The following is a 21,272-nucleotide window of genomic DNA, read 5'->3' as shown; positions in this document are numbered from 1 at the left end:
CGCCAAAGGGTTTCCCTGCGGCCAAAGCTGCGATACAGTCATTGGGTGTCCAGCCTGACGACCCCGCATACCCTTTCTTCCGCACGCCGTTGGTGGCGATGGTGGCCTGTTGCCGTCGTCCGTCCCCATAACGCTGTGTCCCGGAAGGAAAGTCGTCTTGATCTCGCACGCTCAGTTTCAGCAGCAGGCCGCTGAAGGCCACACCCATATTCCCGTTGTCCGCGAAGTGCTGTCCGACCTGGACACGCCGCTTTCGGTCTATCTGAAGCTCGCCGACGGCCCCAATACCTACCTGTTTGAATCCGTCGAAGGCGGCGAGCGCTTTGGTCGTTACTCGATCATCGGACTGCCGGCACGTCGCGTGTACGCCTTCCACGGCCACACCCTGACCGTGCGTGAAGACGGCCAGGTGCTGGAAACCCGCGAAGTGGCCGATCCCTTCGCCGAGGTCGAGGCGCTACGCAGCGCCCACTCGGTGCCGAAGCTGGATGGCCTGCCGGGCTTTACCGGTGGCCTGGTCGGCTGGTTCGGCTTCGAATGCATCGGCTACATCGAGCCACGCCTGGCCCCGCCGGCCGGCCGTGACGAACTTGGTACCCCGGACATCCTGCTGCTGCACTCCGATGAGCTGGCGGTATTCGACAACCTGAAGGGCCGCCTGTACCTGATCGTGCATGCCGATCCGCGTGTCGAAGGCGCCTTCGAGCAGGCCCAGGCCCGCCTGGATGCACTGACCGCCAAACTGCGTGCGCCGGGTGCAGGCTATCCGGCACCGCTGACCAGCGACGTGCTGGACGAGTCCGATTTCGTTTCCGGTTTCACCCGCGAAGGCTTCGTCGACGCGGTCCAGCGCAGCAAGGAATACATCCGCGCCGGCGACATCTTCCAGGTGGTGCTCAGCCAGCGCCTGAGCGTGCCGTTCAAGGCGCGCCCGGTGGATGTGTACCGCGCGCTGCGTGCACTGAATCCGTCGCCGTACATGTATTTCCTGGATGTCGGTGACCTGCAGGTGGTCGGCTCCTCGCCGGAAATCCTGGTGCGCCTGCAACATACTGATGACGGCGTGGGCGAAGTCACCGTGCGCCCGATCGCCGGCACCCGTCCGCGCGGCGCCACGCCGGAGCTGGACCAGGCGCTGGAGGTCGAGCTGCTGGCCGACCCGAAGGAACGCGCCGAGCACCTGATGCTGATCGACCTGGGCCGCAATGACGCCGGCCGCGTGTCCAAGGCCGGCACCGTCGAAGTGGGCGAGCAGTTCGTGATCGAACGCTACAGCCACGTCATGCACATCGTCAGCGAAGTGACCGGGCAGCTGCAGCCGGGCCTGAGCTATGCCGACGTGCTGCGCGCCACGTTCCCGGCCGGTACGGTCAGCGGCGCGCCGAAGATCCGCGCGCTGGAAGTGATCCGCGAGCTGGAACCAATCAAGCGCAATGTCTACGCCGGCAGCATCGGCTACATCGGCTGGCACGGCGATGCCGATACCGCGATCGCGATCCGCACCGCGGTGATCAAGGACGGCCGCCTGTATGTGCAGGCCGGCGCCGGCATCGTCTACGACTCGGACCCGGACAAGGAATGGGACGAGACGATGAACAAGGGCCGCGCGCTGTTCCGCGCCGTCGCCCAGGCCGCCAAGGGCCTGTGAGTTTCCCTGTGCTGTGGCTTGCGCCGCAGCACCCTTCGCTGTTTCCCTTCAAGACAAGGAGTACCGCATGAAGCTGCTGAGCGTTCTGCTGTGGTCGTCGCTGCTGGCCACGATGGCCCCCTCTGCGTGGGCACAGGCCAACACCATTCCCTCGCAGCCGCACCTGCTGGTGAAGGGCGAGGCGCGCCGCGTGGTGATGCCGGACCGGTTCGGCCTGCAGTTGAACATCGAAGAGACCGACATGGATGCCGACGCCGCTCGCCGCCGCGTACAGGACAACGTTGCCCGCGTGCTGGCGCTGTTCAAGCAGCACAAAGCGGTGGAGGGCAGCGTGCGCGCGGACAACCTGCGCATCGGCCCCGCCACGCGCTATGAGCAGAGCCGGCAGGTCTTCATCGGTACCCGCGTGTCACGCCAGCTGCGCGCCAGCTTTGCCAGCGTGAAGGCGATGCAGGATGTGCTGGGGGCGCTGAAGGCCAACGAGAACGTGCAGGTCAGCAGCATGGCACCGACCTACTCAGGTGAAGTGGCGCTGCGCCGCGAACTCAAGGGCGAGGCGGCAGCCCAGACCCGTGAGTCCGCGCAGGGCCTGGCCAGGGCCTATGGAACGAGCGTGCGCGGCCTGTACAGCATTTCCGATGTGGCGCCGAGCTTCGCCTACGGCGTGCAGGCGGGCAATTGGCCTCGCGCCGACGACATCGTCACGCCGCCCGCACCGCCCGCGCCGGTGAACAGCATCGAGGCCACGGGCTCCCGCCTGGGCGAGTCGGTCGAAGCCGGCCCCATCACCTACACCGAAAACGTGTACGCCATTTTCCTGATAAGCGACGGAACCTGACCATGTTGTGGATGATCGACAACTACGACAGCTTCACCTACAACCTCGTGCAGTACCTGCAGACGCTGGGCGCCGAGGTGAAGGTGGTGCGCAACGATGCGATGAGCGTGGACGAGATCGCCGCGCAGAAACCCGAGCGCATCGTCATCTCGCCCGGCCCGTGCACGCCCAACGAAGCGGGCGTGTCGCTGGAGCTGATCCAGCGGCTGGGCCCGACCACGCCGATCCTCGGCGTGTGCCTGGGCCACCAGGGCATCGGCCAGGTCTACGGCGGCACGGTCATCCGCGCCGGCAACATCATGCACGGCAAGACCTCACCGATCCGGCACGAAGGCAAGGGCGTGTTCGCCGGCCTGCCGGACGGTTACCAGGCCACCCGCTACCACTCGCTGGTGGTGGACAAGCACAGCCTGCCCGACGCGCTGGAAGTGACCGCGTGGACCGAGAACGAGGATGGCTCGATCGAAGAGATCATGGGCCTGCGCCATCGCCAGTTCCCGGTCGAGGGCGTGCAGTTCCATCCCGAATCGATCCTCACCGAGCATGGTCACGCGCTGCTGCGCAATTTCCTGCAGCGCCCGGCTGCCTGATCCAAGGAGTATTCCGATGAGCTTCTCCCCCCAGGAAGCCCTGCAACGCACCATCGAGCATCGCGAGATCTTCTTCGACGAAATGGTCGACCTGATGCGGCAGATCATGCGCGGTGACGTTTCGCCGATGATGACCGCCGCCATCCTCACCGGCCTGCGGGTGAAGAAGGAGACCATCGACGAGATCGCCGCGGCGGCCACGGTCATGCGCGAGTTCGCGCTGGCGGTGCCGGTGGCCGATACCACCCACCTGGTCGACATCGTCGGCACCGGTGGCGATGGCTCGCACACCTTCAACATCTCCACCTGCGCGATGTTCGTCGCCGCCGCCGCCGGTGCGCGCGTGGCAAAGCACGGCAACCGCAGCGTGTCGTCCAAGTCCGGCAGCGCCGATGCAGTGGAAGCGCTGGGCGCGGCCATCGAACTGCAGCCGGCGCAGGTGGCCGCGGCGATCGAGAAGACCGGCATCGGCTTCATGTTCGCGCCGATCCACCACCCGTCGATGAAGGTCGTGGCGCCGGTCCGTCGCGAGATGGGCGTGCGCACCATCTTCAACATCCTCGGCCCGCTGACCAACCCGGCCAGCGCACCGTCGGTGCTGATGGGCGTGTTCCATCCCGATCTGGTGGGCATCCAGGCGCGCGTGCTGCGCGAACTGGGCACCGAGCGCGCGATGGTGGTCTGGGGCCGCGACAACATGGATGAGATCTCGCTGGGCGCCGGCACCCTGGTGGGCGAGCTGCGCGACGGCAAGGTGCGCGAATACGAGATCCACCCCGAAGACTTCGGCATCGCCATGTCGGCCAGCCGCAACCTGCGCGTGGACAGCCCCGAGCAGTCCATCCAGATGCTGCGCGCGGTGCTGGACAACATGCCGGGCCCGGCGCTGGACATCGTCGCCCTGAACGCCGGTGCGGCCCTGTACGTGGCCGGCGTGGCCAGCGACATCGGCGACGGCCTGGCCCGCGCCCGCGCCGCCATCGCCAATGGCAGCGCCCGCCAGCGCCTGCAGCAGTACGTTGATACCACCCGCGCGCTGGTTGCCTGAGCGCGCGGTTCAGCCTGACCCACCCGATGGCCGATAATGGCCGTCCTCACCGCCCCCGCATTGAACCGACGACGATGAGCGACATCCTGCAGACGATCCTGGCCCGCAAGGCCGAAGAAGTGGCCCAGCGCCGCGCCCAGCGCCCGCTGGAGGCGCTGCAGGCCGCCCTGGCCATTGCCCCGCCGGTCCGTGGCTTCGTACGCGCCCTGCAGGCGGCCGTGGCCAACGGCGACCCGGCGGTCATCGCCGAGGTGAAGAAGGCCAGCCCGTCCAAGGGCGTCATCCGCCCGGACTTCCGCCCGGCCGACATCGCCGTCAGCTACGAGTTCGGTGGCGCCAGCTGTCTGTCGGTGCTGACCGACGTCGATTTCTTCCAGGGCGCCGATGCCTACCTGCAGCAGGCCCGCGAGGCCTGCACGCTGCCGGTGCTGCGCAAGGACTTCGTGATCGACGCCTACCAGGTCTATGAGGCGCGCGTACTGGGCGCCGACTGCATCCTGCTGATCGTCGCCGCGCTGGACGACACCCAGCTGGCCACCCTGTCCGAACTGGCGCTGTCGCTGGGCATGGACGTGCTGGTGGAAGTGCATGACATCGACGAACTGGAGCGCGCACTGCAGGTGCCGGCGCCGATGATCGGCATCAACAACCGCAACCTGCGCACCTTCGAGGTCTCGCTGCAGACCACCTTGGACATGCAGAAAGCCGTGCCGCGCGACCGCCTGCTGGTGACCGAAAGCGGCATCCTCGGCCCGCAGGACGTGGCCCTGATGCGCGACGCCGGCATCCATGCGTTCCTGGTCGGCGAGGCCTTCATGCGCGTGGAAGAGCCGGGCGAGGGCCTGCGTCAGCTATTCTTCGCGGCATGACAACGCACTATCCAACGCCGCGCGAGGATGCGCCGCTGGTGGTCTTCGACTTCGACCACACCCTCTACGACGGCGATTCGGGCACCCACCTGTTCGCCTCGCTGATCAAGCGCAATCCCCTGCGCATGCTGGCCGCGCTGCTGGTGACGCCGATCGCCGGGCCGATGGTGGCGATGCTGCCGACCCGTCGTGCCGGCATTTCGGTCTATGTGTGGATCGGCAGCTTCGGCCTGCACCGGGCGCGTGACTTCAACAAGGTCATCGACGCCTACGTGCTGCGCAACGAGGCGCAGATGCGCGCCAAGCTGCTGCCGCAGGCGCTGGAGGTGTTCGCCGCGCACCGGGCCCAGGGGGACCGCGTGGTGGTCGCCACCGGCGCACCGCCGGAACTGGCGCGCGCCATCCTGGGCTTCGTGGCCCACCAGGACGTGCCGGTGATCGGCACCGAGGTCGGCCCGCGCCTGGGCGGGGTCGGCCCGACCCGGCACTGCCACAACGAAGAAAAGATGCGCATGCTGCGCGAACGCGGCTATGGCCAGATCGACATTGCCTATTCGGACAGCACCGCCGACCTGCCGCTGCTGCTGGCGGCCAAGGCCCCGGTGGTGGTGAACCCGAAGCCGGGCAAGGTTGCGTTCTTCCGCAGCGTGCTGCCGGCCGGCACCCGCATCCTCAACTGGGGTTGCGTGGACCGCGGCGGCGAGAAGGCCTGACCCCATCGCACGATGACGGATCTGCCGGCCAGCGGCCGGCACTACCCCCGCCGAATTGGTAGCGCCGGGCCATGCCCGGCGATCAATCACCGCCCCAGATACCCGGTCAGCGCATGGCCGATCTGGAACAGGCTGATGGCCAGCACCAGCACGCCCACCGCAATCAGCACCCAGCGCTCCTTCAGCCGCTTCACCAGCAGCGCCGCCACCGGTGCGGCCATCATGCCGCCGATCAGCAGGCCGGCCACGATCTGCAGGTGATGCAGGCCCATCGACATCAGGAAAGTGGCCGACACCGTCAGGGTCACCACGAACTCGGACGCGTTCACCGTGCCGATGGTGGTGCGTGCCTGGCCGCCCCGGGCGAGCAGGGTGGAGGTCGCCACCGGCCCCCAGCCACCGCCGCCGCTGGCATCGAGGAAGCCGGCCACGAAGCCCAGCACGGGCACCCGCTTGACCTCGCCCTTGGGCATCAGCCGACCGGCAGCGCGGGCCAGGATGATGATGGCCAGCACCAGCAGGTAGAGGTAGATCAGCGGGCGGATCACGTCACCCGGCAGCTGGGTCAGCCCGTAGGCGCCCACTGCACCGCCCACCGCGCCGGGAATGGCGAGGCGGAAGAACAGGCGTTTATCGACATTGCCGGCGACCAGATGTGACACACCCGAGGCGCCGGTGGTGAACACTTCGGCGGTGTGGATGGCCGCACTGGCCTGCGCCGGCGGGATGCCCATCGCCAGCATCACCGACGATGACACCAGGCCGAAGGCCATGCCCAGTGCGCCGTCGACCAGCTGGGCGCCGAGGCCGATGAGGATGAACCACCAGAATTCGCTGCTCAGTTCCATGCACCGAGCCTAGCGGATGCGCGTGTGCGGGGCGTGCGATTGCAGGTCGCATGTCCGCGGAGCCGCCGGGCGATGCCCGGCGGACACGCATCGATCAACGGGTGCCGTACAGCACCACGGTCTTGCCGCGGGCATGCAGCAGGCCGTCGGTCTGCAGCTTCTTCAGCACGCGGCCGGCCATTTCACGCGAGCAGCCGACCAGGCGTGCCAGTTCCTGGCGAGAGACGCGCAGCTGGCTGCCCTGCGGGTGGCTCATCGATTCCGGCTCCTGGGCCAGATCGTGCAGAGTGCGCACGATGCGGTCGGTCACGTCCAGGAACGCCAGGCGGCTGGCCTTGCGGCTGGTATCGAGCAGGCGCTTGGAGATCTGCTGGCCCAGCGCATACAGCAGGCGCGGAGCGTCGGCCGAGAGCGGGCCCAGGAACAGCTGGTGCAGGCGCTCGTAGCTGATTTCGGCCAGTTCACATGCGGTGCGCGTGCGCAGGATCACCTCGCGGCGGTCCGACTCCACGAACAGGCCCATCTCACCGACGAACTCGCCTGCGCCGAAATAGCCCAGCACCAGCTCGCGGTCGTCATCTTCCTCGGCCATGATCGAAACCGAGCCGCTGATGACGTAATACAGGGTCCCCGCCGGATCTCCAGGGCGGAAGACGTCAGTCCGGGTGGGGTACCGCCGCCTGTGGCTGTGAGCCAGAAAGCGGTCGATTGTGGCGATGTCCAAGGCCAATGGGCTGCTAGCTAGGCGCACGGTTGACACGATAGGGGCGCTCCCTCTGCGCATGAACGGATTCACAGGATCGATGGCGGAGCTTAACCAGCGCTCCTGTTAAGGGCAAATAGTGTGCCAGAGTCGTGAGCTCTTCACGTTCCCCCCGGGGACACTTTGCCCCATAATTCACTCTTTCCCTTCTTACACAGGAATCGACCGCCGTGGTCAAGCCGTTGCCTCGCCTGAGGCTGCAGGGTTTCAACAACCTCACCAAGGCGCTGAGCTTCAACATCTATGACGTGTGTTACGCGCGCACCGAAGAGGAGCGTCAGCGTTACATTGAATACATCGATGAAGAGTACAACGCCGACAGGCTGACTCAAATCTTGACCGATGTTGCCGAGATCATCGGCGCGAACATCCTGAACGTGGCCCGCCAGGACTACGATCCGCAGGGTGCGTCGGTGACGATCCTGATCTCCGAAGAGCCGGTGATCGACAAGAAGCAGGCCGGCAAGGAGCTGATCTCCGACGCCGTGGTCGCGCACATGGACAAGAGCCACATCACTGTCCACACCTACCCGGAGACCCATCCGCAGGAAGGTATCGCGACGTTCCGCGCTGACATCGACGTCGCCACCTGCGGCGTCATTTCGCCGCTGAAGGCCCTGAACTACCTGATCGAGAGCCTGGAATCGGACATCGTGATCATGGACTACCGCGTCCGTGGCTTCACTCGCGATGTGAAGGGCAAGAAGCACTACATCGATCACAAGATCAACTCGATCCAGAACTTCCTGGCCAAGAACATCAAGTCGCGTTACGAGATGTTCGACGTCAATGTCTACCAGGAAAACATCTTCCACACGAAGATGCACCTGAAGGACTTCGACCTGGACCAGTACCTGTTCGAGGAAAAGGCCAAGAACCTGTCGTTCAAGGAACGCATGAAGATCGAAGCGCTGCTCAAGCGCGAGATCGAAGAGCTGTTCCACGGCCGCAACCTGTCCGAGTAAGACCCGTGTGCGATGCCCCCCGGCATCGCCACCCAGGCGGGACGACCCGCCCCGTGGAACGCGCTTTTTGCGCAGTTTGCAGTTCCACGGTGATGTACCGACCCACGGCCCGGTGTGAAAACACCGGGCCGTTTTGTTTTTCTTCAACAAGGTGAGGAGCCCCCACTCGTGCCCTGGATCTACCTGCTGCTGGCCGGCCTGTTCGAAATCGGCTTCGCGCTCGGAATGAAGTACTCAGAAGGCTTCAGCAAGCCGCTGCCCACCGTCGCCACCGTGGTGGCGGCGCTGATCAGCCTGTTCCTGATGAGCCAGGCGATGAAGTCCATCCCGGTCGGCACGGCCTACGCCATCTGGACCGGTATCGGCGCCATGGGCGTTGCGGTGCTCGGCATCTTCCTGTTCAACGACAGCGCCTCGCCGGCGCGCCTGGGCTGCGTGGGCCTGATCGTGGCCGGCGTGATCGGCCTGAAGCTGGTCTCGCCGAACTAAGGCGGCCCGACCGTCGGGGCCCCGCCGCACCTCTTTGGTAGGCCCCCACCGTTGGTGGGGGCGGCCGTTCAAATGCGGTAGGCGATGTGCTTCATCACCTTCGACGCCAGCGCCATCGCGCCCGGAATCGGGAACGGCAGGCGGCGGGCGCCGGCCTGTTCGGCGTGCTCCGCGTGGCGGGCCTCGTCTTCCTTCATGACCCGGATGACCGCGCGGCTGCGCAGGTCGCCCGCCGGCAGGTCGACCAGGTGCTCGTCCAAGTGCGCTTCCACCTGGCGCTCGGTTTCGACCACGAAGCCTAGGTTCCAGCCGTCGCCGCGCAGCCCGGCCAGTGTGCCGATGGTGTAGCTGCCGGCATACCAGAGCGGATTGAACAGGCTGGGGCGGCTGTCCAGCTCGCCCAGCCGGGTGGCGCACCAGGCCAGGTGGTCGGTCTCTTCCTGGGCCGCTTCCAACAGGTGCTCGCGGGTGGACGGGTCGCGGGCAACCGCGGCCTGGCCGAAGTACAGGCCCTGCGCGCAGACCTCGCCGACATGGTTGATCCGCATCAGGCCCGCCGCGTGGCGGCGTTGCGCCGTATCCATGCCCGGCTCATCGGTATCGGCGGCCGGGTAGGGGCGCGATGCCGGCGGGTTGCCGAACACCGTGTTCAGGGCGCGCTGCGCCTCGGTCAGCAGGTGGTCCAGCGGAGTGGTCTGGCGGAGCACGGTCATGGCGGCATGGGTGGGGCGGGGGACCCCCGATTCTCGCCCGGCCCCGGCCCCCTGCCAACCCGGTACAGGGGCTGGCTTGCACCCGGCCGTCGGGGTGAGTACAATCCCGCCTCTTACGCTTCACCTTTTCACAACGCGTGGCAGAGTTCCGGCGAGCCTTTCGCCGCAATGAGCCCGACCTAACCTAGAGTTCTTCATGAGCACTTTCACTGCCAAGAACGAGACCGTCCAGCGCGACTGGTACCTCGTCGACGCCGAGGGCAAGACCCTGGGCCGTCTCGCCACCGAGCTGGCCCGCCGTCTGCGCGGCAAGCACAAGCCGGTCTACACCCCCCACGTTGATACCGGCGACTACCTGGTCGTCATCAATGCAGAAAAGATTGCCGTCACTGGCAAGAAGCTGCAGGACAAGATGTATCACCGTTTCACCGGTTACATCGGCAACCTGAAGACCGAATCCCTGGCACAGGCGCTGGAGCGCCACCCGGAGCGCGTGATCGAGATCGCCGTGAAGGGCATGCTGCCGAAGGGCCCGCTGGGTCGCCAGATGTACCGCAAGCTCAAGGTCTACGCCGGCACTGAGCATCCGCACGCCGCACAGCAGCCGCAGGTTCTGGATATCTAATCATGGCTATCACTCAAAACTACGGCACTGGCCGCCGCAAGTCCTCCACCGCTCGCGTTTTCCTGCGCAAGGGTTCGGGCAACATCACCGTCAATGGCCGTCCGCTGGACGAGTTCTTCGGTCGTGAGACCGCGCGCATGATCGTGCGCCAGCCGCTCGAGCTGACCAAGAACACCGAAAGCTTCGACATCCTGGTCACCGCCGCTGGCGGCGGCACCACCGGCCAGGCCGGTGCGATCCGTCTGGGCATCGCCCGTGCTCTGGTCGAGTACGACGAGACCCTGAAGTCCGAGCTGCGCAAGGCTGGCTTCATGACCCGTGACGCCCGTGAAGTCGAGCGTAAGAAGGTCGGTCTGCACAAGGCCCGCCGCGCCACCCAGTTCTCCAAGCGCTGATCCATCGCGCCTGGTCGGGCTTCTTCGGGAGCCCGCTGGTTGGAAAAGCAAAAGCCCGGCTTCGGCCGGGTTTTTGTCGTTTGGGGGTCGTGCATTGTAGAGGGTGGGGGTCAGAGCCTTTCCCTGCGGAAAAGGATCCGACCCCGGAGCTCGCTGTTCGGCTGCGCGACCAGATTAAAAAGAAAAAGGCCTGATCTTTCGATCAGGCCTTTTTCTTTTTAATTTGGCTGCCCCTGATGGATTCGAACCACCGATGCCTGAGTCAGAGTCAGGTGCCTTACCGCTTGGCTAAGGGGCAATGTAACGTGCAACTATTTTCTCACTTTTCACGCTGAAAAACAACTTGATTTTCAGTGTGGTGGCTATGGGTGGACTCGAACCACCGACCCCAGCATTATGAGTGCTGTGCTCTAACCGGCTGAGCTACATAGCCTTGGTGAGCCCGCTATTCTGCTCATGTGCATCGGGCCTGTCAACACTTTTGTGTCGAGCTTGTGGGCCGACAGACGGCATGGGATAGTCCCGACCAGTAGATTTTCTTAGGAGTCCGCATCGTGATCGATCCGGACGGCTATCGACCGAACGTCGGCATCGTGCTGATGCGGCAGGACGGGCAGGTGTTCTGGGCACGACGCGTGCGCCGGGATGGCTGGCAGTTCCCGCAGGGTGGCATGAACACCGACGAGACCCCGGTCGAGGCCATGTATCGTGAATTGCAGGAAGAGACCGGCCTGCTGCCCGAGCACGTGGAAGTGCTGGGGGCGACACCGGGTTGGCTGCGCTACAAGCTGCCGGCCCGGGCCATTCGCCGTAATGAGCGGCAGGTCTGCATCGGCCAGAAGCAGGTCTGGTTCCTGCTGCGCCTCACCGGCGATGAATCGCATGTGCGGCTGGACCATACCGACTCGCCCGAGTTCGACAACTGGCGCTGGGTCGACTTCTGGTACCCGGTCGAGCACGTGGTGATGTTCAAGCGTGGGGTCTATGCGCGTGCCTTGCGCCACCTGGCGCCTCTGGCGCGCGGCGTGGCCGGGCAGGGCGTGACTGCCATGCCCAAGACCGCGGCCGAGGCCTGGATGCCGGGCAATACCGCAGGCCACGACCGCCCGCGCAAGCGCCCGCGCAGCAAGGGCTACTGGCCGCGCAAGGTGCAGGGCGACGGGCCTTCCAGCTGAGCGGATGAACGGTAGCGAGAATGGTTCAGGTCTCTGATTGACAACCATTCTCGTTTCCATTGGAATGGGCACCAGGCCACTCCCGGCCTGTCAGCCCGGTTCCCGCCTGTGTACGTCTGCATCTGCAACGGAGTCACCGACCACCAGATCCGCGAGGCCGCCAGCCATGGCGTCACCACGGTGGGCGAGCTGACCATGCGTACCGGTTGCGGCGCCACCTGCGGTTCCTGCCTGGACATGGCGGGCGATCTGCTGGCCAAGGCGCTGGCCACTCACGACCTGCCGCTGCCGGTGCTTGGCCTGCAGGCTGCCTGAGCCGTACCCCGCGGCGCTTTGACGCCGCGCCCCTGACGTTCCGCCGCTGGCCTCACAGGCCAATGCGCACGATTCGCGTTCCTTCACGCGCGCTTTCAAAGCGATACAGTGCCTGCGTTTTCAGCGTGCAGGAGCATTCCCATGAAGGGCGACACCAAGGTCATCGAATTCCTCAACAAGGTCCTCTTCAACGAGCTGACCGCGATCAACCAGTACTTCCTGCACGCCAAGATGTTCAAGAACTGGGGCATCAAGGAATTGGCCGAGTACGAGTACAAGGAATCGATCCATGCGATGAAGCGCGCCGACGCGCTGTCCGATCGCATCCTGTTCCTCGAAGGCCTGCCGAACTTCCAGGCGCTGGGCAAGCTGCGCATCGGCGAGAACCCGCCGGAGATGCTGCAGTGTGACCTCTCGCTGGAGCAGGACGCCGTGGCGGTGCTGCGCAACGCCGTGGCGCATGCCGACTCGGTGGGCGACTACGTGAGCCGTTCGTTGTTCACCAGCATCCTCGATGCCGAGGAAGAGCACATCGACTGGCTGGAAACCCAGCTGGACCTGGTCGAGCGCATCGGTGAGCCGAAGTACCTGCTGAGCAAGCTGGAAGACTGATCCAGCGGCTCTACAAAACGGCAGTCGAGCATGGCTCGACTCTACAAGGAGGTCGTCGAGCAAGCTCGACGCTACCCTTCCTGGGCCAGGTAGCCGGTCAACGCCACGCGTGCGCGGGCGAACTCGGCCACCAGCAGCGCGACCGCCACGGCGGGGCGCTGCAGGCTGCCCGCGCGGGCTTCGTGCTCGATGCGCCGGGCCACGGCCGACAGTGACAGTGCGCCGACATTGGCGCTGGACGATTTGAGGGTGTGCGACAGCGCCTGTAGGCGCTCTATGTCGTTGGCCTGTGCTGCCTGCTGCAGGGCCTGCACGAGTGCTGGGGCATCCTCGAGGAACACGGCGACGATCTGCAGTGCGGCCGGGCCGATCACATCCTGCAGTTCCTCAAGCACGCTGCGGTCGAGCACAGGCTGCGGCGGAGTGTCCGCGTCGGGCGCGGGAGGCAGCGTCGAGCCTGCTTCCAGTCGAGCATGGCTCGGCTCCACAGACGCAGGCGCTTCGCCCCAGCGCTGCAGCAGCGCATGCAGGGTTTCGCGGTTGATCGGTTTGGACAGGTAATCATCCATGCCGGCCTGCAGGCAGCGCTCGCGGTCGCCGGCCATGGCATTGGCGGTCATGGCGATGATCGGCAGGCGCGCGCGGCCCTGAGCCGCTTCCTCGCTGCGCCACTGGCGGGTGGCGGCATAGCCATCCAGCACCGGCATCTGGCAATCCATCAGCACCACGTCGATGCCGCCCTGGCGCAGCGCCAGCAGGGCCTGCTCGCCGTCGGCGGCATTGCGCACGTCGCACTGGAAGACCCGCAGCAGCTGTTCGGCCACCATGCGGTTGACCGCGTTGTCCTCCACCAGCAGCACGCGCAGATCCAGCGGCGGCAGCGTGGCCGGTGCCTGGCCGCGTTCGGCGGTGGCCAGCAGGGCTGCCGGTCGCACGCTGGCGGTGGGCGCGGCCAGCACGGCATGCAGGTGGGCGTCGTTGAAACTGGCCGGCAGCTGCTGCTGGCGGGCCTGTGCGGGGGCGGGCTCGTCCTGGAGCCACAGTACCTGCAGAGTGGCGTCCGCGCCGCGCTCGGCCAGCGTGCGCAGCAGCGTCGCCTCGCCGCCACGGCGCTGGCGGGCGTCCACCAGCAGCCAGGCCGGGCTCGGCTGGCCCGGGCGTGGGGCAGCGCGCAGGCGCTCCAGCAGCACATCGCGCTCGGCCAGCACCTGCACCGGCAGCCCGTGGTGGGCGGCGATGCGCTCCACGCGCGCCTGCAGCGCCACATCGGCACTGTGCAGCAGCAGCGGCGACGGTGCGCGGGCCAGTGCCGGCAGGTCGCCGGGGATCTTCAGCAGCGGAATCTCGAACCAGAACGTGGCGCCCTGGCCGGGCCTGGACTGCACGCCGATCTGGCCGTGCATCAGATCGATGATGCGCTTGCAGATGGCAAGGCCCAGGCCGGTGCCGCCGTACAGGCGGGTGGTCGATGCATCGGCCTGGCTGAAGGACTGGAACAGCCGTGACTGCAGGGTGGCGTCGATGCCGATGCCGGTGTCGACCACTTCAAACCGCAGCTGGTGCTGGGTCGGGCTTTCGCCCAGGCGCTGCACGCGCAGCTGCACCTGGCCGCGCGCGGTGAACTTGATCGCATTGGCCAGCAGGTTGGTCAGTACCTGGCGCAGGCGCACCGGGTCGCCACGCACCGGCAGGCGCACGGCCGGGTCCAGCTGCAGGCCGAGCACCAGGCCCTTCGATTCGGCGGCACGCTGCAGCAGCTGCACCACGCCGTCCAGCAGTTCGCGCAGGTTGAAGCTGGTGATCTCCAGTTCCAGGGCCTGCGCTTCCAGGCGCGAGTAATCGAGGATGTCATCGACGATGCGCAGCAGCTGCTGCGAGCTGATCGATGCGGTGGCCAGCATCTGCCGCTGGTCCTCGCCCAGGGGCCCGCGTGCGATCAGCTCCAGCATCGGCAGGATGCCGTTGAGCGGCGTGCGGATCTCGTGGCTCATGGTGGCCAGGAACTCGCCCTTGGCCAGCGCGGCCGCCTCGGCGGCCTGCTTGGCCTGCAGCAACTGCTGTTCCAGCTGGCCCTGGCGCTCGGTGGTACGGCGCAGCTGGTCGCGCTCGCTGGTCAGCACGGTGCGTTCGCGCTGCAGGGCCGCCAGCGCCTGGCCGCGTTGGCGCAGGCGCAGGCCAAGTGCCAGCGCCACGCCGGCGGCCAGCACCAGAGCCGCCAGCAGCGCGCCCGTCAGCGGCACTCAGAGCACCGCGTTGTGGAAGTCGAAGTCCAGGTCGCTGCCCGCCGACTGCACCATGTTGCCCTGGATATAGTCCACGCCGCCGACCCACATCGCCGCCGCTGCCTGCGGATCCTCGATCTGCTGGCCGATGATCTGCAGGCCTGCGGCATGCGCGCGATCGATCGCCCGCCGCAGTTCCTCGCGGGTGCCCGGATTGGAGTGGCTGCTGGAGAAGCGCGCGGCCATGCGCACGAACGACAGCGGCAGCTGGGTGAGCAGGGCATCGGCTTCGCTGCCCGGCTCGAACTGGCTCAGGCAGAAGCGCACGCCGGCACTGGCCATGCGCTGGCAGAACTGCTGCAGCGGCACGGTGTGGATGAGCGCGTCGGGCAGGCGCACGTCGATCACCAGTGCGGTGCCGGGCAGGTCGCGCTGCTGCAGCGATTCCAGCAGCCAGTCGGCGAACGCATCGCGCTGCAGCGTGCGCAGCGACTGCGAGACGAACAGGTTCAGCGGCTGGGTCGCGTGGCGGTACAGGTCGAGCAGGCCCATCGCGTGTTCCAGCACCTGCTGGTCCAGATCGGCAATGCGGCCCGCGGCTTCGGCGGCCGGAATGACCTGGCCGGCGGTGAGCACCGTGCCATCGGCCTGGCGCAGGCGCAGCAGCAGCTGGTACTGCGCGGTATCGCCGCCTGCCACGGCCACGATCGGCTGGTAGGCCAGTTCCAGCTGGCCTTCCAGCAGGGCCAGGTGTTCCTGCTCGGTCACCGCCTGGCGATGCACGTGGCCGGCCACGCCGGCGGTCAGCAGGCGGGCCTGCAGGGTGGTGCGTTCGATGGCTTCCAGCGCGCTGTTGGCATCGTCGAAGCCCGGCGACAGCGGCGCATAGCCGACCACGCCGCGCAGGTGCACCGATTCATCGTCGCGGATGACGAAGGCGCGCGCGGACAGCTGCTCGCGCAGTGCGGCGGCGATGCCCTCCAGGCTTTCCTCGTCGGCGCCGCGGGCCAGCAGCAGGAAGCTGTTGTCGTTCAGGCGGGCCAGCAGATGCGGGTGGCCGGCTTCGGCCAGGCGCTGGCCGGCCTGCACCATCAGCCGCTCGAAGGCGGCATAGCCATAGCGCTCGCGCAGGCCCAGCGCGCTGGAGATCTCCACGAAGAACACACCGCCACGGTCGCGCTGCTGCAGCGCTGCGTTGAGCTGCTGCAGCACGTGGTGGCGGGTCGGCAGGCCGGTTTCCGGGTTGCTGGTGGCCGGTGCGCCGCTGGCGCCGGGCAGGGTGGCGGCCTGCGCGCGGGCGCGGCGGATGCGGTTGGCCACGGCCGCGATCAGGTGGCGCGGGCGGATCGGCTTGCTCAGGTAATCGTCGGCGCCGCTGTCCAGCACTTCGAACTGGCGCTCCGGGTCCGGGTCGCCGCTGAGGAAGACGATCGGCAGCAACTGCATGCCCGGCTGCTGGCGGATCATCGCGGTCAGGCGCATGCCATCCAGGCCCGGCAGGTGCAGGTCCATCAGGATCAGGTCGGGGCGCAGTTCGCGGATCGCCTGCTGCACGCCATCGGCATCGGACAGCACTTCGGCCTGCATGCCGGCACCGTGCAGCACGCTCTGCGCGAACAGGGCCTGGGCACGGTCGTCTTCGACGATCAGCACGCGGTACGGCGAGTCGGAGGCGGCGGGTGCATCGTTGCCGTTGCCTGCGTCGATCAGCGCGGAAGGCAGCGGCGGCGGCGTACCCAGGCTGCCGCCCGCATCGGCCGGTGCGGAGGAGACCGCGACAAGCGTGGGCGCAGCGGCGGGCGAGGTGTTTGCCCAGCGCTGCCAATGATCGGCCGGTGGGGTTTCAGCGCGTCCGGGGCGTGCGCCCGCGGGGGATTCATTTGCGGACATCACAACTCCTGGTGTTCGCCGCCATTATGCGCCAAGCCCGCCATTCAACCGGTGCGCGGCTGGCCTGGCGCGGCCGTACCGCCAGCGCGTGCCAGCCAGCGCACGCCCTTCCACAACGTGCGCCAGACCAGCCACACCAGCAGGGCACCGGCCAGGCTGCAGGCCAGCACCACGACCAGGGCGATCCAGGGATGGGCCAGTGCCAGCGCCAGGCCGCCGACCACCACGGTGTCCTCGGCGACCGAGGCGACCCAGTTGCTGGCCGGTTCCGGCGAGGTGTTGAGCAGGGCGCGGGTGCCGGCCTTGAGGCCGTGGCTGGCCAGGGCGACGCCGGCGCCGGCCAGCAGGGTGCCGGTGCCCAGCTGGCCATCGGGCGAGAGCGTGGCGGCGGCCAGGAAGGCGCCAGCCGGTACCCGTGCCAGGGTATGGATGAGATCCCAGATGGAATCGACGCCGGGGATCTTGTCGGCGAAGAATTCGGCAATGGCCAGCGCGGCCGAAGTGCCCAGCACCCACCACGATTCGGTGGCCTGCAGGGCCGGGGGCAGGTCGACCCAGCCGAGCAGGCCGGCCAGGCCGACGCCGAACACGGTGAGGTAGACGCGGATGCCGGCCAGCCAGGCCAGCAGGATGCCGATCACGAACAGGTGGGCTTCGGTCATGGCGGGGGGCTCCGGCGACGGAACTGTGCGGGGTGCCACACTATCGACGATGACGTGGCTGAACACCACCGGCCCCTGGCGGCCGGCACCGGGGAAAGCTCCCGTTCCTGTCATACACTAGCCCGTCGTTTGCTACAGGGGCCGTGCTGGTGTCGCCATTGCGAGTCCACGGAGACTACCCATGAACAACCGCCCACCCATGCGTGCACGGGTCCGACTGCCCGGTTCCAAGCCGCCGCCGCTCGACCGTCGCCGCCTGCTGGTCATCGGTGGCATCTGGCTGCTCAGCCTGGTGCTGGCGGTGCTGGGCGGCTGCTGGCTGGGCGCGCCGCGCGATGCCCAGGGGCAGCGCCTGCAGGCCGCCGAGAAGCGCGCCGAGATGTTGCAGGCGCAGCTGACCGAACTGGGCCAGAAGCAGGCCACGCTGGAAGCCTCCGACCGCATCAGCCGCGCCGCCAACACCGAGGTGCAGTCCTCGCTGGCCGAGCGCGATGAAGAGATCGCCGGCCTGCGCGCCGACGTGGCGTTCTACGAGCGCCTGGTCGGCTCGACCAGCCAGCGCAAGGGCCTGAACACCCATTCCATCGAGTTCAGCGCCGAATCGGCCGGCACCTGGCAGTACGCCGTGGTGCTGACCCAGAACCTCAACCGCGGGGCCATCAGCCAGGGGCAGATGCGCTTCACCGTGGAAGGCGTGAAGAACGGCAAGCTGGCCACGATCAGCTGGGATGAGCTGCACCAGCGCAGCAAGGTGCCGGGACAGGATTACTCGTTCCGGTACTTCCAGCAGCTGACCGGCAGTGTGATGCTGCCGACGGACTTCACCCCGCAACGGGTGAGGGTGACACTGGGGAGTGGTGCAGGGGGCACCACGCAGGTATTCGACTGGAAACAGGCCGGCGCACCGGCCAGCAAAGGGGAGTAGGCAGATGTTCGGAAACAGCAAATCCAGCCGTGATGGCCAGTTGGTGGTGGATGCCCTGATAGGCAACCAGGTGGTGATCCGTGGTGATGTGGAATTCAGTGGTGGCCTGTATGTGGAAGGCCGTATCCACGGCAAGGTGATCGCGCAGGACGGCGCCAGCGGCGCGACCCTGACCCTGGCCGAGCATGGCGTCATCGAGGGCGAGATCCGCGCCCAGGTGGTGGTCATCAGCGGCCGCCTGGACGGGGACGTGCACGCCACCGAGAAGGTGGAGCTGACCCCGAGCGCGCGGGTGAACGGCAACGTTCACTACCAAGTGGTGGAAATGAACGCCGGCGCCCAGCTGAATGGCCGCCTGATCCACGCCAGCAGCCCGGTGGCGGCCCTGCCAGCGCCGGAAGGCGAGGGCGAGGCGACCGAAGGCAAGGGCGGCACCGCCGCGCGCCGCAAGCTGGCCGAGGCGATGGCTTGAAAGCCGTCCCCGGCGCCCCCATGCTGAGTCCATGAGCACGCTAGTTTCCCTGCCCGGCGCCACGCCGGCCGCCGCTCCCGACTACCAGTCGCTGGAGCGGCCGCTGAACTTCACCGAATCGGCTGCGGCCAAGGTGAAGGAACTGATTCAGGACGAGGGCAACCCCGACCTGTCGTTGCGCGTGTACATCGAGGGCGGTGGCTGTTCCGGGTTCCAGTATGGGTTCGAGTTCGACGAGAACCGCGCCGAGGACGACCTGGCGGTGCAGACCAGCGGGGTCACCCTGCTGGTCGACCCGCTCAGCCTGCAGTACCTGATGGGCGCCGAGGTGGATTACACCGAGAGCCTGACCGGTGCGCAGTTCGTGATCCGCAACCCGAACGCGAAGACCACCTGCGGCTGCGGCAGCAGCTTCAGCATGTAATGCCGGGCGCGGGGCCGATGCCCTGCGCCACCCTTGTGCGCAACGCCGACTGATTGCGCACATCCCCGACCTTGCCACCTGCGGCAATTGGCGGCAGGCTTGTCGGATGCCCAATATTCCTTCGCCGCTTTCCGGTTTCGCCTTCGTGGCGGAGCCGCTCGAGCGCGCCGATGCCCTGCGCGATGATGCCGATGCCCTGGCACGCCTGTGGCCGGATGCGCGCATTCTTGTCCTTGACCAGGACGGCACCGCCTTCACCGGTGAGGACGACCAGCCGGTCGCGCTGACCGGCGCCGAGATCGGCGGTGGCCCCGGTTCGGCCATTTTCCTCGGCCTGCGCGCGGGCCAGGCATGGTTCTCCGTCGAAGCGACCAACGTCACCCAGAGCGCACCGCGCCGGCTCGACCTGCGCCAGGCGGCACTGCTGTGGAGCGTGGCCGACGCCACCGCCTTCAGCTATGCCCGCGGCATGTCCTACTGGCATTCGCGCACGCGCTTCTGCGGCGTGTGCGGTGGTGCGGTGGCCTTCGCCCGCGGCGGCTTTGTCGGCCGCTGTGCGCAGTGCGCCACCGAGCATTACCCGCGCGTCGACCCGGCGGTGATCGTGGCCGTGGAAAACCAGGGCCGCCTGCTGCTGGGTCGCCAGTCCAACTGGGCGCCGCGCCGCTATTCGGTGCTGGCCGGCTTCGTCGAACCCGGCGAGACCTTCGAGCAGACCGTCGCGCGTGAGGTGCATGAGGAGAGCAAGGTGCGGGTGACGTCCTGCCAGTACCTGGGCTCGCAGCCGTGGCCGTTCCCCGGCGCGTTGATGGTTGGGTTCCGCGCGCAGGCGCAGGACGACGTGCCGACCGTCGATGGCGAGCTGGAAGATGCACGCTGGTTCACCGCCGAAGAGGTGGGGGCGGCGCTGGCGCGTGACGTCGAGGACGATGGGGACGGCATCCGCCTGTCGCCGCCGATCTCGATCTCGCGCGGACTGATCGAACACTGGTACCGGCAGCAGCAGGTCTGATCCCTGCGGCTGTACCGGCGTGCGCGGGCGGCAGCATTGCCGCCACCTGAACACGCGTCGGGTTACAGTCCGGTTCACCGCTGAGCGCGCCGCTGCGACAGGTAAGGTAGCGGCGCAGAACGCTTGTTCGTAGGGAGACCTGCCATGTTCACCACCCTGGTCGCCGTGTTGGTGGCGCTGGCCCTGGGCCACGTTGCCCCGGCCGCTGCTGCCTCGCTGCGCCGTTTCGACGGCTTCCGGCGCTGGCTGGGCTGGTTGGACGGGCATGGCGGACGGGCATGGCAGGGAGCGGCCGGCGTGGCGCTGGCGATCGTGCCGCCGCTGCTGCTGATGACCCTGCTGGCCTGGCTGCTGCGCGGGGTGCTGTTCGGCCTGCCTGGCCTGCTGCTGGGCGTGGCAGTGCTGGCCTGGTGCTGGGGCCCGCGCGACCTGGACCGCGATATCGAAGCGATCATCGACGCCGACGACGCGGCGAGCCGGCAGGCGGCGGTGCGGCACCTGCAGGCCGCCGGCGGCAGCCTGCGCGAGGACGTGCCCTCGCTGGTCGAGGCGACCGTCCTCAACGCACTGCGGCGCTGGTTCGCGGTGCTGTTCTGGTTCCTGCTGCTGGGCCCGGTCGGTGCCCTGGCCTATCGCCTGCTGGCGCTGATGGCAGAGAGCCCGATGCGTGCGCGGGTGCCGGTGGAGCCGCTGGCGCTGGCTCAGCGGTTGCTGGCCTGGATTGAATGGCCGGTGGCCCAGCTGATGGCGTTCTCGATGGCGCTGGTCGGCAACTTCGACACGGCGTGGAAGGCGTGGCGGCAGGCCCATGGCGAGCGCCTGGCCGGTGACATCGGCTTCCTCGGTGCGGTGGCGCGGGCCAGCGTGAATGCCGAGCTGCGCGAAGAAGCGCATGACTACACCGATGCGGGCCTGTTGCCGGTGTGGCAGCGGCTGCCGGACCTGCGCGATGCGATGAGCCTGGTGTGGCGGATGTTGCTGCTGTGGTTGTCGGTGCTGGCGCTGCTGGTGATTGCCGGCTGGGTGACGTAGATCCACGCCATGCGTGGATGATGCGGA

Annotated in this window: 24 protein-coding genes and 2 tRNA genes; 18 read left to right on the top strand and 8 right to left on the bottom strand. The window is 67.4% G+C overall.

The window, feature by feature from the left end; translation table 11 throughout:
• Window positions 1–157: 157 nt before the first annotated feature.
• From trpE to NQ204_RS05340, 6 genes are all read left to right on the top strand, one after another.
• Window positions 158–1,648, top strand: a complete 1,491-nt coding sequence (trpE, locus tag NQ204_RS05365) for an anthranilate synthase component I (RefSeq protein WP_256643279.1) — start codon at window positions 158–160, stop codon at window positions 1,646–1,648.
• A 67-nt stretch (window positions 1,649–1,715) separates the two neighbouring features.
• Window positions 1,716–2,486 carry an SIMPL domain-containing protein gene (locus NQ204_RS05360; RefSeq protein WP_256643278.1) on the top strand — a complete coding sequence of 257 codons (771 nt, stop codon included), beginning with the start codon at window positions 1,716–1,718 and terminating at the stop codon, window positions 2,484–2,486.
• Window positions 2,487–2,488: 2 nt separating this feature from the next.
• A complete protein-coding gene (locus NQ204_RS05355; RefSeq protein ID WP_116862778.1) occupies window positions 2,489–3,076 on the top strand; it encodes an anthranilate synthase component II in 588 nt (195 codons plus the stop codon).
• Between the two features lie 16 nt (window positions 3,077–3,092).
• Window positions 3,093–4,124: an anthranilate phosphoribosyltransferase gene (trpD, locus tag NQ204_RS05350; protein WP_116862777.1), complete on the top strand. Its 1,032-nt coding sequence runs from the start codon at window positions 3,093–3,095 to the stop codon at window positions 4,122–4,124.
• 74 nt (window positions 4,125–4,198) lie between these two features.
• Entirely contained in the window at window positions 4,199–4,993 is a 795-nt protein-coding gene (gene trpC / locus NQ204_RS05345) for an indole-3-glycerol phosphate synthase TrpC (RefSeq protein ID WP_116862776.1), read from the top strand.
• Complete coding sequence (locus tag NQ204_RS05340) at window positions 4,990–5,706, top strand: haloacid dehalogenase-like hydrolase (protein WP_116862775.1); 717 nt, start codon at window positions 4,990–4,992, stop codon at window positions 5,704–5,706. The genes trpC and NQ204_RS05340 overlap by 4 nt, the downstream gene beginning before the upstream one ends.
• An 86-nt stretch (window positions 5,707–5,792) precedes the next feature.
• Here NQ204_RS05340 and NQ204_RS05335 read toward each other — a convergent pair whose 3' ends face one another.
• Complete coding sequence (locus NQ204_RS05335) at window positions 5,793–6,554, bottom strand: sulfite exporter TauE/SafE family protein (protein ID WP_116862774.1); 762 nt, start codon at window positions 6,552–6,554, stop codon at window positions 5,793–5,795.
• Window positions 6,555–6,648: 94 nt separating this feature from the next.
• Window positions 6,649–7,338 (bottom strand): cAMP-activated global transcriptional regulator CRP, encoded by a 690-nt coding sequence (gene crp, locus NQ204_RS05330; protein WP_079225401.1) that lies wholly within the window; start codon window positions 7,336–7,338, stop codon window positions 6,649–6,651.
• Window positions 7,339–7,487: 149 nt separating this feature from the next.
• Here crp and speD point away from each other — a divergent pair, with 149 nt between their 5' ends.
• Both speD and sugE read left to right on the top strand, forming a co-directional pair.
• Window positions 7,488–8,282: an adenosylmethionine decarboxylase gene (gene speD, locus NQ204_RS05325; RefSeq protein WP_006473908.1), complete on the top strand. Its 795-nt coding sequence runs from the start codon at window positions 7,488–7,490 to the stop codon at window positions 8,280–8,282.
• A gap of 168 nt (window positions 8,283–8,450) precedes the next feature.
• On the top strand, window positions 8,451–8,771 hold the full coding sequence (gene sugE / locus NQ204_RS05320; RefSeq protein ID WP_116862773.1) for a quaternary ammonium compound efflux SMR transporter SugE: 321 nt from the start codon (window positions 8,451–8,453) through the stop codon (window positions 8,769–8,771).
• 68 nt (window positions 8,772–8,839) lie between these two features.
• Here sugE and coq7 read toward each other — a convergent pair whose 3' ends face one another.
• Window positions 8,840–9,484, bottom strand: coding sequence for a 2-polyprenyl-3-methyl-6-methoxy-1,4-benzoquinone monooxygenase (coq7, locus tag NQ204_RS05315; RefSeq protein WP_116862772.1), 645 nt, complete (start codon window positions 9,482–9,484; stop codon window positions 8,840–8,842).
• A 196-nt stretch (window positions 9,485–9,680) separates the two neighbouring features.
• On the opposite strand from coq7, the gene rplM reads away from it, so the two are divergent.
• The gene (gene rplM, locus NQ204_RS05310; protein ID WP_005414692.1) at window positions 9,681–10,109 is read left to right on the top strand and encodes a 50S ribosomal protein L13; all 429 of its coding nucleotides are present in this window, start codon (window positions 9,681–9,683) and stop codon (window positions 10,107–10,109) included.
• Window positions 10,110–10,111: 2 nt separating this feature from the next.
• A complete protein-coding gene (gene rpsI / locus NQ204_RS05305; RefSeq protein ID WP_005411311.1) occupies window positions 10,112–10,504 on the top strand; it encodes a 30S ribosomal protein S9 in 393 nt (130 codons plus the stop codon).
• A 224-nt stretch (window positions 10,505–10,728) separates the two neighbouring features.
• Here the strand turns inward: rpsI and NQ204_RS05300 are convergent.
• Both NQ204_RS05300 and NQ204_RS05295 read right to left on the bottom strand, forming a co-directional pair.
• A tRNA-Gln gene (locus NQ204_RS05300) sits at window positions 10,729–10,802 on the bottom strand.
• Window positions 10,803–10,860: 58 nt separating this feature from the next.
• Window positions 10,861–10,937 (bottom strand) — tRNA-Met (locus tag NQ204_RS05295).
• A gap of 121 nt (window positions 10,938–11,058) precedes the next feature.
• Between NQ204_RS05295 and NQ204_RS05290 the strand changes: the two genes are divergently transcribed.
• The 3 genes from NQ204_RS05290 (at window position 11,059) to bfr (ending at window position 12,606) form a co-directional block, all read left to right on the top strand.
• Window positions 11,059–11,679 carry an RNA pyrophosphohydrolase gene (locus NQ204_RS05290; RefSeq protein ID WP_116862771.1) on the top strand — a complete coding sequence of 207 codons (621 nt, stop codon included), beginning with the start codon at window positions 11,059–11,061 and terminating at the stop codon, window positions 11,677–11,679.
• 108 nt (window positions 11,680–11,787) lie between these two features.
• Window positions 11,788–11,994 (top strand): (2Fe-2S)-binding protein, encoded by a 207-nt coding sequence (locus tag NQ204_RS05285; protein WP_079223871.1) that lies wholly within the window; start codon window positions 11,788–11,790, stop codon window positions 11,992–11,994.
• Between the two features lie 141 nt (window positions 11,995–12,135).
• A complete protein-coding gene (gene bfr / locus NQ204_RS05280; RefSeq protein ID WP_108770240.1) occupies window positions 12,136–12,606 on the top strand; it encodes a bacterioferritin in 471 nt (156 codons plus the stop codon).
• Between the two features lie 71 nt (window positions 12,607–12,677).
• Here bfr and NQ204_RS05275 read toward each other — a convergent pair whose 3' ends face one another.
• The 3 genes from NQ204_RS05275 to NQ204_RS05265 are packed head-to-tail and all read right to left on the bottom strand — an operon-like array spanning window position 12,678 to window position 17,380.
• Window positions 12,678–14,846 (bottom strand): ATP-binding protein, encoded by a 2,169-nt coding sequence (locus NQ204_RS05275; protein ID WP_256643277.1) that lies wholly within the window; start codon window positions 14,844–14,846, stop codon window positions 12,678–12,680.
• Entirely contained in the window at window positions 14,847–16,718 is a 1,872-nt protein-coding gene (locus tag NQ204_RS05270; RefSeq protein ID WP_116862769.1) for an EAL domain-containing protein, read from the bottom strand.
• A 44-nt stretch (window positions 16,719–16,762) separates the two neighbouring features.
• Window positions 16,763–17,380, bottom strand: a complete 618-nt coding sequence (locus NQ204_RS05265) for a DUF4126 domain-containing protein (protein WP_116862768.1) — start codon at window positions 17,378–17,380, stop codon at window positions 16,763–16,765.
• A gap of 181 nt (window positions 17,381–17,561) precedes the next feature.
• Here NQ204_RS05265 and NQ204_RS05260 point away from each other — a divergent pair, with 181 nt between their 5' ends.
• The 5 genes from NQ204_RS05260 to ampE all read left to right on the top strand — a co-directional run bounded on the left by NQ204_RS05260 (window position 17,562) and on the right by ampE (window position 21,245).
• Window positions 17,562–18,305, top strand: a complete 744-nt coding sequence (locus NQ204_RS05260) for a DUF6776 family protein (RefSeq protein WP_116862767.1) — start codon at window positions 17,562–17,564, stop codon at window positions 18,303–18,305.
• Between the two features lie 4 nt (window positions 18,306–18,309).
• Entirely contained in the window at window positions 18,310–18,777 is a 468-nt protein-coding gene (locus NQ204_RS05255; protein ID WP_116862766.1) for a bactofilin family protein, read from the top strand.
• Between the two features lie 31 nt (window positions 18,778–18,808).
• The gene (gene erpA, locus NQ204_RS05250; protein ID WP_079223859.1) at window positions 18,809–19,201 is read left to right on the top strand and encodes an iron-sulfur cluster insertion protein ErpA; all 393 of its coding nucleotides are present in this window, start codon (window positions 18,809–18,811) and stop codon (window positions 19,199–19,201) included.
• Between the two features lie 106 nt (window positions 19,202–19,307).
• Window positions 19,308–20,213 carry an NAD(+) diphosphatase gene (gene nudC / locus NQ204_RS05245; protein ID WP_256643276.1) on the top strand — a complete coding sequence of 302 codons (906 nt, stop codon included), beginning with the start codon at window positions 19,308–19,310 and terminating at the stop codon, window positions 20,211–20,213.
• A 144-nt stretch (window positions 20,214–20,357) separates the two neighbouring features.
• Window positions 20,358–21,245, top strand: coding sequence for a regulatory signaling modulator protein AmpE (gene ampE, locus NQ204_RS05240; RefSeq protein ID WP_116862764.1), 888 nt, complete (start codon window positions 20,358–20,360; stop codon window positions 21,243–21,245).
• The last annotated feature ends 27 nt before the right edge of the window (window positions 21,246–21,272 follow it).

Origin of the sequence: Stenotrophomonas testudinis (assembly GCF_024499815.1) — a bacterium.
GTDB lineage: Bacteria > Pseudomonadota > Gammaproteobacteria > Xanthomonadales > Xanthomonadaceae > Stenotrophomonas.
Note: the sequence above shows the minus strand (reverse complement) of the source record. Positions and strands in the feature narration are given on the sequence as shown.